The sequence below is a fragment of the Rhodohalobacter sulfatireducens genome, assembly GCF_022012475.1.
GTDB classification, from domain to species: Bacteria; Bacteroidota; Rhodothermia; order Balneolales; family Balneolaceae; genus Rhodohalobacter; species Rhodohalobacter sulfatireducens.
This window is the reverse complement of the sequence record NZ_JAKLWS010000004.1, coordinates 118,104-133,330: the sequence shown is the minus strand read 5'-3', so window position 1 is coordinate 133,330 and position 15,227 is coordinate 118,104. Positions and strand designations below refer to the sequence as shown.

The window sequence follows — 15,227 nt, the reverse complement described above, 5'->3', positions numbered from 1 at the left end:
CATTCTTATTACATGTCAAAATGATACACAAATACCTTCTGTTTCTATCTCTCTTTATCCTCAGTTCTTGTACTGCAGGTAATTCGAATCACGAACTCATTGATTCGCTTAGTAACGACCCAAATATTCCGGTTGTCAAAGAAAAGGCGATTGAAATTGTATCGACCGGATTTAATGCGGGCGACAGCTACTCTGAAGTTTGGATCAGGGATTATAATACATTCATAGAACTGGCATTGGAACTGCATGATCAGGAAGTTGTTAAAGAAAATTTACTGATATTCTTTCGGTTTCAAAGCGATGAGGGCGGAATTGTTGATGGTTTTATCCCGCGTGCTGAAGACGAAGAGGGCGGATATGATTATATCTATTCAGATCTTGAACCGGACCGCATGGCACACAAAAATACAGTGGAAACGGATCATGAATCCTCGTTGATACAAGCGGTTTATAAATATGTAAACAGATCGGGTGATTACACTATTTTAGATGAAACTGTGGGGGAGATGACCGTCGCAGAACGAATGCTATTCGCTGTCGACTTTCTGATGAATGAGCGATTCAGTGAGGAGTATGACTTAATCTGGGGAGCAACCACTGCCGATTGGGGAGATGTACAGCCTGAACACGAGTGGGGAGTATTCCTTACAGAAGATACTCACTATGCAGTGGATGTTTATGATAATGCCATGTTTTTGATCGCACTTCAGAACCTTGCTGAAATGTTGCCTGGAGAAGCAGACGCATTGATGGAAATTCACGAGAGCATTTCTGTAAATGTTATGAATCATCTTTGGGAAGAAGAAAATCAACAATTTGTACCACATCGCTACCTGGATGATTCGCCATTCCCGGATGATTTTAATGAAGATGAAATTTACCAGCACGGAGGCACGGCAGTTGCAATTGAAGCAGGACTGCTTACTGAAGATCAAGTCTATGATGCTTTGCAGCGAATGAGGGAGAATGTAGAGGCAGCAAATGCCGCCACTATAGGATTAACACTCTACCCGCCCTACCCTGAAGGCTTTTTCATGAATGAAGGGATGTATCCGTACGGCTACCAAAACGGCGGGGACTGGACATGGTTTGGCGGTCGTATGATTCAGCAGCTCATCCGTTACGGATTTGTACAAGAAGCTTATGAAGAAGCCGTCCCCATGTTCGAAAGAGTTGTAGAAAACGATGGTTTTTATGAATGGTACACTCCAAGTAATGAGCCGATGGGTTCAGGAACATTCAGAGGATCGGCGGGAGTACTTTACACCTCGATCGAAATGTTTGAAGAGTGGGCTGCAAATCAATAAACCGAAAATTCAAATTGAACCCTCCCGTCAGACCGCTGTGGTTGCGGTAAGACGGATTTATGAAGCCTTAGGGTATCCGTCTGACGGCAAAATCAGCCGTCTGACGTGTTATGAAGAACTCCCGATTTTAATACAATAACAATATGAAAAAAATCAAATATTTAATCCTGTATTGTGTACTGTTTGCTTTTCCAACAATACTACTTGCTATAAATACCTCAGAACGTAATGCGGTTCTTATTACTCAAGCTCATCATGAGGTTATTTGGAGTATCGGAGAGAAAGACAACTTAGCTGATGAATTTGCGCTGGCTCCTGATGGCTTTGAGGATTTTAAATATGAGGATTTTGGCTATGAGGATAATTTTTTTGCAATCGGTTTTCACGATGAGAAAGAAGATATACCCTATGTTTTGCCGGGTCCCGTTGACACTTGGGGAGGTACGTGGCCTACATCCGGATGGCGAAGTAACTCGGTAAATATTCTGTTTTCTGCTGATGAAGAGCCGGAGAACGGCAACTATACTCTCTACATTGAACTGGCTGACTTCGCAAAAGAGTTTTTACCTGTAGTGAAAGTTCACATTAACGGTCAGGAGGTGCGATACGCACTTCAAGCAGAGGGTTATAGCCGGGAATCACAACGTTCGCCTGCAAGAAATGAGGAATTTATTAATGAAGAGGCTTTAAGAGGCGAAGATGCTGATGCCACACCAACCACAATATCAATTCCAATTGATCAAAATGTGATACAACAGGATGGAAATGAGATAAACATTACCATCCTGGAAGGTTCGTGGATTAAATTCGACCAGGTTCGATTAGAGGGACCCGAACTAAAATTGCGCAACGTAGAAAAGCTATTTGTGAGAGATGTAAGGCCGGCCGAATACCAGGTCGTAAAAGGCCAGGATGAATTTCAACCGCTGTTGGTAAAAACGGAGCACTTTGAAGGATCCCCGCTATTGAGTGTAGAACTGGACGGAGAACAAATTTTTGAAGAAACTGTTGAGATGGGCCAATACGATTTTGAAGTACTGATGCCCGCAGTATCGCAAGAAATGAGAAGTGAGTATGCAATTTTAATAGATGGCCGGGAGTTAGAATCGGGCTCGGTCGAACGATCACCTCAGCAGGTTCAAGCACTCTCGGACTATGTAGATACAAGGATGGGAGCGGCCCATGCCCGCTGGATGTACGCACCGGGCCCCTGGATGCCATTCAGCATGGTGAAACTTTCTCCCATTAATCAAAACTCGGGGTGGCAGGCAGGGTATGATTCGATATTTGAAAGTGTTGGAGCTTTCAGCCATATCCATGAGTGGACGATGGCCGGTCTTGGAGTATTTCCGACAAACGGGCGGTTACAAACACAGATCGGGGATGAGTTAAAACCGGATTCAGGGTACCGTTCACGGATCGATAAAAAAAGTGAGGAAGCCCCTATCGGTTACTATAAAGTGAACTTAACCGACTACGACATTCAAGCTGAACTCACCGCAACGACCCGAAGCAGTTTGATGCGTTTTACGTTTCCCGAGGAACGAGACAGTGCGCGGGTGTTGATTGATTTCCATATCCCGGCAGAGTACGATTATGTTCTTAAAGAGGTAAACGTCAGGAAAGTCTCTGACTACCGGTTAGAGGGGTATTCCGATCAGTTTTCAGGTCGTGTTTGGAGTAGTGATGCACAACAGGATTACACGGTTCACTTTGTTATGGAATTCGATCAGCCAATCCTTTCCATGGGTGGATGGGTTGAGGATGAAATTGTTGAAGGCGACCAGCTTACGGCAAAAGATATCACAGATGCCGGCTTGTTTATCTATTTTGATCATAAAGAAGAACCGGTGGTACAGGTTCGCACAGGAATTAGCCTGGTGAGTATTGAGAATGCCGCTCAGAATTTGGAGACTGAGATGAGCGAACCGTTCGGATGGGATTTTGAAGCCGTGAGACAACACCAGGTGGATACCTGGAACGAGTTAATGAGCAGAGTGCTCATCAGCACAAATAACCGCCTGGAGAAAAAGAGATTTTACAATACAGTTTACCGTTCTCTGAGCACAAGGAATACCTGGAGTGATGTGAATGGGGAGTGGCGTGGAACGGATGGCTCTGTTCACAAGCTGATGGATCCTGATCATGTTGCGTTGGGATGTGATGCATTTTGGAATACATTCTGGAACCTAAACCAGTTTTGGAACCTTGTCACACCGGAGTGGAGCAGCCGTTGGGTGAATTCACAGTTGGCTATGTATGATGCATACGGATGGTTAGCCAAAGGCCCGGCCGGTATGAACTATATACCGGTGATGGTTGCTGAGCACGAAATTCCACTCATCACCGGGGCTTACCAGATGGGGATACGGGATTTTGATGCAGATAAAGCACTCGAAGCTGCCGTGAAAATGCAGAACACTCCGGCTCAAAAAGTGCATGACGGATTTGCCGGCAACAGGGATCTTACCGTTTACCTTGAACACGAGTATGTTCCATACGATAAGGGACGTTTCTCCAACTCAATGGAATACTCATTCGATGACTGGACGGTGGGGCAGCTTGCCAAAGCGATAGGAAAGAGTGATGTCTATGAAACCTTTAATGACCGCGGATACTGGTGGAAAAATGCCATTTCCGACACAGGTTTTGCCCACATGAGGGACAGTGACGGAAATTGGCTCGAGGATTTTGACCCATTTGCGTCCGGGGCAAATCACCACTATGTGGAAGGCAATGCCTGGCAGCTGACCCATTTTGTTCCGCAGGATGTAACCGAACTTATCCATTACATCGGGAAAGAACGGTTTGTAGACAACCTGATCTGGGGATTTGAAAAAAGTTATCCTCTGCGGTTTAATGCTGTCAATGATCAATATTGGGACATCCCGGTAGACCAGGGAAATCAACAGTCTTTACATTTCTCTTTTCTTTTCAACTGGGCAGGCAAACCGTGGCTCACTCAAAAATGGAGCCGGGCTGTTATGGAAAGATTTTACGGGTTTGGGGTTGGAAACGCCTACCTGGGAGATGAAGACCAGGGACAATTAAGTGCCTGGTTTGTGATGGCATCTATCGGTCTTTTCCAAACAGACGGCGGTACGCGCGTGGACCCAATCTATGAAATTGCAAGTCCTCTATTTGAACGGGTAGAGATTGACCTTGGGGGCATGTACGGCCGGGGTGAAACATTTGTCATAGAAGCGAAGAACGCATCAAGAAATAACAAGTATGTACAGAGTGCAACACTCAATGGACAAGAATTAGACACCTTTTACTTTGATGCATCGGAATTACTGAAAGGGGGATCGCTCATTCTTGAAATGGGACCGGAGCCAAATAAAGAGTGGGGAGTTATTGAAAGTGAATAACTTTTTTGAGAAGAGCACTCGATTTTCAGATAGCTTGTACCGAACAGCCGTAGATACAACCAAATACAGTAAAGCGATAGTGGTTTACCCGATATCAAGATTCAACCATTCACACAATGGTTGGTGAGAAAAGTATGAAAATGGTTCTCAAACAAATACATACATAAACAGATGAAGCTCAGCCTGTTCATTTTCAGTGGATTGATGTTCATATTTTCTGCAGATCAAAGCAGAGAGAATAAAATACTTGCAGAGAAAATTCTGACAGATACTACGATATCTAAAGTGGATGGCATGGCCCGTAACCTGATGAAAAAAGGGTTTTATGCGGGTTCAGGGTATCAAATGGTGTGGTCTCGCGACTTGAATACATTTATCGAGCTGTCGTGTGAGGAATATGATAATAGCGTGATTCGAGAAAACCTCTTGATGTTTTTCCACTTTCAACAGGAGAATGGAGAGATGCTGGATGGATATGTCCGCAAGGAAGGATTTACCTGGGGCGATCCGCATCCGTATGAGTCGGCTACGGCACCCAATCATATTGGCTTTAAAAATACGGTTGAGTCTGACCAGGAAACATCACTCATCCAGGCCATTTATAAATACGTCGACAAAACCGGCGATACAGATATATTGAACGAAACAGTAGCAGGAAATACGGTTTATAATCGTTTAAAAGGGTCGGTGGATTTTTTACTGGATGAGAGATATTCAGGAAAGTATGGCCTGATTATCGGCGCTACCACGTTCGATTGGGGAGATATTCAAGTTGAAGGCGGTGCAATTGTTGATGTGGATGAATTAACACATTGGAGTATTGATGTCTATGACAACGCCATGCTGGCTATTGCCGCTCAAAATATGGCTGAGCTAAGCCCTGAAGAGGACAAAGAATATTGGAAGGGATTAAATACACAACTGATCATAAATATTCGAAAGCACCTGTGGGATGGCGATAGTCAAAAATTTATTCCCCATATCTATATCGACGGCTCGCCGTTTCCGGACGATTTCGATGAAAACGAAATCCATTACCACGGCGGAACAGCAGTCGCTATTGAGGCCGGTGTTCTAAGCCGTGATGAAATTGCCAAAGTCGCTCAACAGATGAAAAAAAATGTTGAGTTGGCAGGTGCTCCTTCAATAGGATTAACACTCTATCCCGCCTATCCTTCAAACGTTTTGGGTGAAAATGTTTCGGCTCCTTACGAATACCAAAATGGGGGCGACTGGACCTGGTTTGGTGGCAGAATGATTCAGCAGTTGATCAAACATGGCTTTGTAGAGGAAGCCTACGAACTTTCGCAGCCGATGTTGGAAAGAGTGATCGAAAATGATGGGTTTTATGAATGGTATAGAATGGATGGGACTCCGGCCGGTTCGGCAGAATTCAAAGGCTCGGCGGGAGTACTTGGAAAAGCGATTCAAATGTTTAACCAGTGGGCAAATGAAAATAAATAATTGGTATGATCTCTGCTCGCTGGCCTGCTCCAATAATTAAGGTACAATGATATGCTTATAAGTAATACGATGAAGGTGGATGAACTCTCGGATATGAAATCCTTGCCCGTAAAATCAGTTCTAAAATTCGTTATCCTGCTTTTCTGTTTAGCTCTTTTGAATCTGCAGACTCTTTCGGCCCAGTCAGAGCGGTTTAGTGATTATGTAGATCCGGTGATCGGCTCAGCCCATTCACGCTGGTTTTTTTATACACCGGCAGCTAATCCATTTGGAATGGCTAAGCCCTCTGCAAGTACGGACGGCCATTATGGGAATCCATCCGGCTGGGAAGCTGTGGGATACGATCCGCGTCACGAATCGATAGAAAGTTTTGTGAATTTTCGGGAATTCCAGATTGGAGGCGTTGCATTGATGGCAACCACAGGAGATTTGATCACAATTCCGGGTGATCTGGAAGAACCTGACAGTGGATACCGATCTCGATTTTCTAAAGAAAATGAAGTTGACAGCCCCGGATATTATCGTGTTATCCTTGATGATTACGATATCAGAGCAGAATTGACCTCTACTCCGCGGGTTGCTTTCCATCGTTATACATTTCCTGAATCGGATCGGTCACATCTGCTGTTTGATATCGGTAACAGGCAGGGAGAGAGTGGTGAAGTGATCGATGCCGTAGTACGAAAAGTGTCGGATCGTGAATTTGAAGGGTTTGTGATTACACTTCCTGAGTATGTTAAAAACTATCAAACCGGGGCCACGGTAGCGATGTATTTTGTGGCACGGCTGGACAAAACACCGGATTCATTTGGGACTTTTTTGAATGAGAAGAGGAATCCGGGGCAGGAATCCGTCCAGGGAAAAGGGGCCGGCATGTATGTCACTTTTCAAACAGATGAACAGGAAAGTGTTACGGTAAAGCTGGGATTGTCGTACACCAGCACGGAGCAGGCCAGGCTGAATCTTGAGGCCGAAGCAGATGAGCTGACATTTCAAGAAGCCCGGAAACAGTCGGAAGAGAAATGGGAATCGATGTTGGGCAGAATTGCCGTTGAAGGAGGCTCAAAAGAGGATAAAGTCAAGTTTTACACCGGCTTGTATCACGCGCTTTTGGGACGTGGATTGGCCAGTGATGTAAGTGGAACTTATCGGAAAAACGATCATAGTATTGGTCAGATCCCATTAGATGAGAGTGGCAACCCATTATATCACCACTATAATACCGACGCTGTATGGGGTGCATTCTGGAACCTGGGCACCCTTTGGGCGATGGCTTATCCGGACTACCTCAGCGAATACCTGAATACTCATATCGACTTTTTTGAAGAAACAGGCTGGCTGTCTGATGGCATGGCAGCTTTTAAATATGTGTCGGGGGTTGGGACAAATTTTGTAGGGCAGTTTATCGCATCCGGATATAACAGGGGCATTCAGGGACTGGATACTGCAGCAGCGTGGGAAGCCGTTCGCGGAAATGAGCTTGGCTGGATCAATCGGCCTTATGGTGCAGGGAAAAGGGACGTGAAAGCGTTTCTTGAGCGTGGCTATGTACCGTTCGAGAATACCGGTGAGTATTATTCCGGTTCCACGAATCGGTCCTCCCGGTTTGCGGCGTCACACACGATGGAGTACAGCTTTAGTGCCTATGCGGCTGCTCAAATGGCAAAATCGCTGGGCAAGTCTGATGATTACGAAAGGCTTATGGATCTGTCACACGGCTGGAAAATACTTTATGATGACGATACAGGATATATCCGGCCACGTGATCTGGATGGGAATTTTATAGATAACTTTGATCCGTCTGAACCGTGGAGAGGTTTCCAGGAAGGGAATGCATATCAATATACATTTTATGTTCCGCATGACCCGGAAGGATTGGTGGAAAAAATTGGTGAAGATACCTTTAATGAACGACTGAATAACCTCTTTGAAATGGCTGAAAAAGTAAATTTTTCAAGCAGTGAAGAGATCGATGCATTTGCCGGAGTGGGCGGGGTTTATAACCATGGAAATCAACCCAGCCTGCACATCTCCTGGCTTTTTAATTATTCAGGAAGCCCATGGCTCACACAAAAATGGGTTCGGGAAATCAGCGATTCATTTTACGGAACAGAACCCATTCGGGGATACGGTTTGGGCCAGGATGAGGACCAGGGACAGTTGGGAGCTTGGTTTGTTCTTGCCGGAATGGGCCTGTTTGATGTAGCGGGTGGGAGTGACCAAGAGCCCACACTGCAGTTATCACTGCCCATGTTTGAAAGAGTTCGGATTAAACTCAATCCGGACCATTTTCGCGGGGATGAATTTGTGATCACGGTTGATGGTGATCCCTCAAACCATAAATATATTCGTTCCGCTGTTTTGAATGGAGAGGCATTGAATTCGATTCATTTTCCCTGGGATACCTTTATTAATGGAGGACATTTACATCTTGAATCTTCGCCAAATGCAGTAAAAAGTTGGGGGTTGGATTAATAAGATTTGGAAAATCAAATTCAATAAATCAGGAATAGATATTTGATGACTTCAAATTAAATACATATCAATTTTGGCAAGATTGAAATATAGATGCTTACAGAAACTATAAGTTGAGTCTTTAGAAGAATATTGTCGCATCATAACCCATGTGGCAGATAACACCGGATCCCGGGCATAGAAGGTGCCCGGGATTTTTTAATTATGTATAATAAAGATGTCGATATCAACCTGGGAATGAATATCATACAAAGTACAGATCTTGGATAGAGTCATAATTACATGGATTACTTTGGTTGAGAATTGATTATACATCATTCATCTAAATACAAGAGTCATGATTGATACGGGCTTAAATGGAAAAACTGTGATTGTAACAGGTGCCAATCATGGGATTGGTGCTGCTATAGCGATCGCTTTTGCAAGGGAAGGGGCGAAAGTGTTGATTACTTATCTTCGACAGCCCCCCGAACTGTACGGTGAAACGAAAGAAAGCGTAGAAGAAGCCACTGCTCCGGGCAGTTCATATTATTGCCGTGAGATAGGGCAAACTGCGGATTGGGTTGCTGAAAAGATTAGTAGCCTGGGAGGAGAATGCATGACGTTGGAAGCGGATTTAGCGGAACCAGACAATATTCCGAAACTGTTTGACCGGGTTGAGGATGCATGGGGGAGGGTCGATATTATTGTAAACAATGCCGCATTCGACAAACCTGATACGTTTTTATCTGAAAAAGCTTTAGAAAAAGATCCTGTTTTTGCCGAAGAATATTTTCTGAAAACCTTATCTGCCGATACCCATGACACACATTTTCATGTCAACAGCAGAGCAGTTGCCCTTATGATGGCCGAATTTGCAAAACGGCATATCGCGAGTGATGGACAGTGGGGACGCATTATCAATATTACAACAGACGGAGCTCGTTGTCACGCTTCTAATGTCTCCTATGGTGCGAGTAAATTTGCCATAGAAAGCTACGCACGTTCAGCTGCAACGGAGCTGGGACCGTATGGAATCACTGTTAATGTTGTTTCTCCGGGTGCAGTTCAGACCGGGTGGATGCCAGCTGAAATGGAAAAGGAGCTTGCAGAAACCTACCCACTTCGCCGAATCGGACAGCCGGTAGATATTGCAAAGGCAGTACTCTTTTTTGCATCCGATCAGGCTGAATGGATTACGGGACAAGTACTGCAGGTAGGCGGTGGAAATCGTATGTAGTTAGCATCGGTTATCTCATTCGATGTGAAATAGGGTATTTTTTCTTTTCGTTAATGATACACCTCAGTCTTACGTAAGTTCGTAAAATTAACACGAACTAAAGCTTTACGAAAAAATACCATGTCTGTTGAGAGGCTGATTACCAGCCCCCGCCGGCACCGCCGCCACCGGATCCAAAACCTCCGCCGCCGCTGAAGCCGCCGAAACCGCCACCACCGCCACCACCGCTGAATCCGCCTCCGCTGAAACCACCGCCGCCCCAAACAATTCCGTTTGAACCGAGTGTGTGTCGGCCTCGCCTGCCACCGCCTCTACCGCCGCCACTGGCGCGTACAAGTGTGTAGATAACGATGAAGATGATGACAATGACAATAAAACTGAAATTGCCTGAATCTTCATTTGTAGCACGATCAACAGCATCGTATTCGCCGGCACCAAGCTGCATCAGAACCGATGTTGCTCTCTCTAAGCCGGTGTAAAAATTTCCCTGTTGGAAATTGGGTCGCATGATTTCATCTACAATGCGGCCTGCCTGCAAGTCAGTTATAGCACCTTCAAGGCCATAGCCAACTTCAATCTGCATTTCGCGCTCGTTGGGCGCTACCAAAATTAAGACTCCATTTTGGCGCTCACCTTCCCACATTCTCCATTCATTGAAGATGGTTGTGGCCACCTCTTCGCGCGGAATCCCCTGAAGACTCTCTACAATAGCAATGGCAATAACATTGGAGGTGGTATCCCGGTAGGTTCTCAGCTTGTTTTCAAGGTTCTGCACCTCTCTTTGCCCCAGAAGATTGGCAAAATCATTCACGTGCCCGGTTGGATCCGGAAAATCCTGGGCAGATAATGGGGTTGCGATTAGAAGTGTGAGTAGAACTATTTTTAAACGGGTCAACATGGGTTTAGTCATCATCCCTGTTATCCTCAAATGTAATTTCATTATCCAATTCGTTGGGATCGGCACCGTCACTGGGAAAGAATTGTTTTAACTTTTTACCAATGTCCCCAACAACAGATTCAATACCTTTTTCAAAATTTCCCTGTTTAAATTCACCGATTAGTTTATCGATCTCATCCTGCCAAAAATTATTTTCAACCTGCTGGCTGATTCCTTCATCGCCAAATATGGCAACCTTTCTATCTTTCGTGGCGATATAGAGTATGACTCCATTCCTGGCTTCCGTTTCGTGCATTTCCAGTTGGCCGAAAATTGTTTTCGCACGTTCAACCGGATCTTTTTTGCATTTAGCTTCGATATGAATCCGAATCTCGCCGGTGGTAAACTCTTCGGCCTCGGCAATCGCCTGTACTATTTTTTCTTCGTCCTGTTCAGATAAAAATTCTCTGGCTGGCATAATTCGCTGGGCTTAATCGAATGAGACTTCTGGTGCGTTTTCGGCTCCTTCGGTGGCTTCGAAATAATACTTGCGATCAAAACCTAAAAGGCCGGCAAACAGGCTTGCCGGGAATCTGCGAATAGATGTATTGTATTGTTGTGCGGCCTGGTTAAATCGCATTCTTTCGGTAGCAATGCGGTTTTCCGTTCCTTCGAGCTGATTTTGAAGATCCCGGAAATTCTGCGTGGCCGTCAATTCAGGGTAGCGTTCCACGCTCACCAATAGCCTTGAAAGTGCACTTCCGAGTTGTCCCTGAACCTGCTCAAATTGGCGAATCGTTGATTCATTACTCAATTGAGACGGATCTATCTTAATAGATGTGGCACGACTCCTTGCTTCGATCACATTTGTGAGGGTTTCCTGTTCAAAATCGGCGGCACCCTGAACGGTGTTTACAAGGTTTGGAACAAGGTCAGCCCGCCGTTGATATTGATTTTCAACCTGTGCCCACGCCTGGTTTACAGTCTCTTCCTGTTCCACAAGGCTGTTATTTACACTGATTCCGTAAAAGGCCAGCAAAACCGCAACCCCGATTGCAATCCAAACTTTAATATTCATTTGAGTAATTTATTTTTTTTGAAGATTTAAACAACACGAATATACGAAAGATCCTCCGAATGGGTTCAAGATCTAACCTCTATTACACATTAATATTTTGTAAAGATGAGTGAAGATGTCATTAATATCAAAGAAATTCCTTCGGATTTTTCCTGATACTTGGGCTCAGAACATGTATCATTAAGGAGCTTATAACAGGCAGTAGAATACTTAATTACCTTATAAAGAAAATTTCGTAAATGAATCCAAACTTTGTCTTTTTTGATCTTGATAATACACTTCTCAATCACGATTCCGCAGAAGCAGCAGCTCAAAACGACCTGTATGAATCAACTCCGGAACTACAAGAGGTATCGCAGGATGAGTGGCTGAGTACTTATAAATCAGTCAACCATAAGCTCTGGTTGCAATACCAGGAAGGTAAGATCGACCGGCATGGCCTGCAGATTTCCCGTTTTCATGACACGATGGATAAACTCGAACTTTCCACGGATAGAAGTGAAGAGATTGGATACAATTATATGCAGTTCTATCAAAATCACTGGAGCTGGGTTGAAGGTGCCCGGGAAGCATTAGAAAAAGTTGTGGAGAAACATCCGGTAGGGATTGTAACTAACGGATTTCTCGAAACCCAGCAGATGAAGATTCAGAAAATGGGGCTCGACCAATACACCAATCTTTTTGTGATTACGGAAGAGATCGGTGTGATGAAACCGCATCAAAAAGTATTTGATGTGGCAACGGAGAGGGCAGGGGTTGACCGTGAATCTATCTTATATGTCGGTGATTCCTACTCCTCGGATATTGTAGGCGGCAGAAATGCCGGCTGGAACACGGCCTGGTTTACAATGTTTGTCTCAGAAATTGAAGAAGACCAAACTGCCGATTTCCAGTTCGACCAATTCCCGATGCTTACGAATTATTTGAATGGAAGTGGGAAAGGTACTTGAGAAATGGTATTTTTTCTTTGAGAAATTCAGACGATTGCAATTCACAAAAAAAGTGAATGATCATAGTTTTATAGCCAACACAAAAAAACCATTTCTTTCTTCTTAGTGATACTATAAACTCTGCGACCCCGACTTCTCGGGAGGACTCTCGCAGGTTTTCCTTAAATAACAAAGATTCGAAGCTCATCTTTTTGTAGTTTTAGTACCAATCCAACCATCCCAAAAATTTAACAAATCTGATGTCACAGACGACGTTGCAAGAACCAGAAGTTAACCTTGAATTAGCAATCGATCACGGCCTCACGGAAGATGAGTACGAGATGATTAAAGACTATCTCGGTCGAACCCCGACTTTTACTGAATTGGGAGTTTATTCCGTGATGTGGAGTGAGCACTGTTCATATAAAAATTCCATCCTCGAGATCAAGAAACTACCCCGCGAAGGCGATCAGCTTCTGGTCGGGGCAGGAGAGGAAAATGCCGGTTTGGTTGATATTGGAGACGGGCTGGCCTGCGCCTTCAAGATTGAAAGTCATAATCATCCCTCAGCTATTGAACCGTATGAGGGTGCTGCAACAGGAGTCGGGGGAATTCATCGTGATATTTTTACAATGGGTGCCCGGCCAGTCGCGTCACTCAACTCCCTGCGATTTGGTGACATGGAAAATCCGCGTGTTCGATATTTGCTGGATGGCGTGGTTCGAGGTATTTCGGATTATGGAAATTCATTCGGAATCCCGATGGTAGGCGGAGAGATCTACTTTGATGAAGCCTACGAAGGAAACCCGCTCGTCAATGCGATGAGTGTGGGGATTGTAAAAGTGGGAGAGACTGCATCAGCCATTGCAGAAGGAATTGGAAACCCGGTGCTGATTGTAGGATCAAGTACAGGACGGGATGGAATTCACGGGGCCACATTTGCCTCAGAAGATATCAGCGAAGAAAGTGAAGCGAAGCGTCCAAGTGTTCAGGTAGGTGATCCATTTACCGAAAAACTGCTCCTCGAAGCCAGCCTTGAAGCGTTGAAAACCGGCGCTATAGTTGGGATGCAAGATATGGGAGCAGCGGGTATTGCTTGCTCCTCTTCAGAAATGACAGCCAAAGGCGGACTGGGAATGAATATGGATTTGGATAAAATTCCGATGCGGGAAGAGGGTATGACTTCGTATGAAATATTGCTCAGTGAAAGCCAGGAACGAATGCTGATTGTCGCAGAAAAAGGCAGGGAGCAGGAAATTATCGACGTGTATGAAAAATGGGATCTGAACGCCGTAGTTTGCGGCGAGGTTGTGGAAGGCGATCGTGTAACTTACTGGAAGGATGGTGAAGTCAAAGCGGATATGCCTGCAGATTCACTGGTACTCGGTGGCGGAGCTCCACAGTATGTCCGCGAGGCGAAAAAACCCGAGTATCTGGATACTGTTCAAAATTTTGATACCGATACACTTCAGCACTCCGATGATTTTAAAACCATTCTGCTGGATCTGCTGAACGCACCAAATATTGCATCCAAACGGTGGGTGCATGAGCAATATGATACCACTGTTCGAACGAATACGGTAAACGCTCCGGGCGCTTCCGATTCAGGGTTGATACGAATCAAAGATTCAAAAAAAGGCCTTGCCGTGAAGACCGACTGCAACGGCCGGTATGTCTATCTGAATCCACGGAAAGGCGGACAGATTGCAGTTGCCGAATCAGCACGAAATGTGGTTTGCAGCGGAGCAAAACCTGTTGCGATTACGAATTGTCTCAACTTTGGGAACCCATACAAACCTGACGTGTATTGGACATTCAAAGAAGCACTGGGCGGAATGGGTGATGCCTGCAGGAAACTGAATACCCCGGTGACCGGAGGTAACGTGAGTTTCTATAACGAAAACCCGAAGGGAGCAATTTTTCCAACGCCGGTAATTGGGATGCTGGGTATCGTAGAGGATGTTGAAAAACATCGCATGACACCCGGCTTTAAAAACGACGGAGATGCCGTTCTTTACATCGGTGCCGAACGAAAGGGGCTTGGTGGAAGCGAGTACCTGAATACCATTCATCACTTAACAACCGGTGACACACCCGATATTGACCTGGACTTTGAAGCTATTTTGCAGGAATCATTGTTGGAGGCGATTAAGTCCGGTAACCTGAATGCCGTTCATGATATTTCGGATGGAGGCTTGGCAACGACACTTGCGGAGATGGCAATATTTGGAGCGAAGGGAGCTGATGTTTCTATCGATGATTTTGCCGGATCACTCCATGAAATTCTTTTCAGTGAGGCTCAGTCAGGTGCTGTGATCTCTTGTGACCCCGAAAAGGTTGAGGCTGTTTCAGATCACTTTAAGAAATTCAATATCCCTGTTCACGAGTTTGGCACAGTAGGCGGCTCAGAGCTTACAATTAACGATGTGGTTTCAATTCAAATTTCAGAGATGAGCAACCGGTACGAGGGAGCGATCCCGAAAGCGATGGAAGTGTAGATTCTGCCG

Annotated in this window: 10 protein-coding genes; 7 read left to right on the top strand and 3 right to left on the bottom strand. The window is 45.0% G+C overall.

The window, feature by feature from the left end; genetic code table 11:
- Positions 1-20: 20 nt before the first annotated feature.
- From L6773_RS05050 to L6773_RS05030, 5 genes are all read left to right on the top strand, one after another.
- The gene (locus tag L6773_RS05050) at positions 21-1,307 is read left to right on the top strand and encodes a glucosidase family protein (protein WP_237852767.1); all 1,287 of its coding nucleotides are present in this window, start codon (positions 21-23) and stop codon (positions 1,305-1,307) included.
- A gap of 143 nt (positions 1,308-1,450) precedes the next feature.
- Positions 1,451-4,678, top strand: a complete 3,228-nt coding sequence (locus L6773_RS05045) for a GH92 family glycosyl hydrolase (protein ID WP_237852766.1) — start codon at positions 1,451-1,453, stop codon at positions 4,676-4,678.
- Between the two features lie 159 nt (positions 4,679-4,837).
- Positions 4,838-6,142: a GH36-type glycosyl hydrolase domain-containing protein gene (locus tag L6773_RS05040; RefSeq protein WP_439653423.1), complete on the top strand. Its 1,305-nt coding sequence runs from the start codon at positions 4,838-4,840 to the stop codon at positions 6,140-6,142.
- Between the two features lie 51 nt (positions 6,143-6,193).
- On the top strand, positions 6,194-8,617 hold the full coding sequence (locus tag L6773_RS05035) for a GH92 family glycosyl hydrolase (RefSeq protein ID WP_237852764.1): 2,424 nt from the start codon (positions 6,194-6,196) through the stop codon (positions 8,615-8,617).
- A 337-nt stretch (positions 8,618-8,954) separates the two neighbouring features.
- The gene (locus tag L6773_RS05030) at positions 8,955-9,836 is read left to right on the top strand and encodes an SDR family NAD(P)-dependent oxidoreductase (protein ID WP_237852763.1); all 882 of its coding nucleotides are present in this window, start codon (positions 8,955-8,957) and stop codon (positions 9,834-9,836) included.
- A 139-nt stretch (positions 9,837-9,975) separates the two neighbouring features.
- On the opposite strand, the gene L6773_RS05025 is transcribed toward L6773_RS05030, so the two are convergent.
- Genes L6773_RS05025 through L6773_RS05015 form a run of 3 tightly spaced genes read right to left on the bottom strand, consistent with a single transcriptional unit; the run spans position 9,976 to position 11,791 of the window.
- Positions 9,976-10,749, bottom strand: a complete 774-nt coding sequence (locus L6773_RS05025; protein WP_237852762.1) for a TPM domain-containing protein — start codon at positions 10,747-10,749, stop codon at positions 9,976-9,978.
- Entirely contained in the window at positions 10,739-11,191 is a 453-nt protein-coding gene (locus L6773_RS05020) for a TPM domain-containing protein (RefSeq protein ID WP_237852761.1), read from the bottom strand. The genes L6773_RS05025 and L6773_RS05020 overlap by 11 nt, the downstream gene beginning before the upstream one ends.
- A gap of 12 nt (positions 11,192-11,203) precedes the next feature.
- Entirely contained in the window at positions 11,204-11,791 is a 588-nt protein-coding gene (locus tag L6773_RS05015) for a LemA family protein (protein WP_237852760.1), read from the bottom strand.
- A gap of 239 nt (positions 11,792-12,030) precedes the next feature.
- On the opposite strand from L6773_RS05015, the gene L6773_RS05010 reads away from it, so the two are divergent.
- Together L6773_RS05010 and purL are read left to right on the top strand one after the other, a co-directional pair.
- The gene (locus L6773_RS05010) at positions 12,031-12,741 is read left to right on the top strand and encodes a YjjG family noncanonical pyrimidine nucleotidase (RefSeq protein ID WP_237852759.1); all 711 of its coding nucleotides are present in this window, start codon (positions 12,031-12,033) and stop codon (positions 12,739-12,741) included.
- Between the two features lie 239 nt (positions 12,742-12,980).
- On the top strand, positions 12,981-15,218 hold the full coding sequence (gene purL / locus L6773_RS05005; protein WP_237852758.1) for a phosphoribosylformylglycinamidine synthase subunit PurL: 2,238 nt from the start codon (positions 12,981-12,983) through the stop codon (positions 15,216-15,218).
- Positions 15,219-15,227 lie beyond the last annotated feature (9 nt).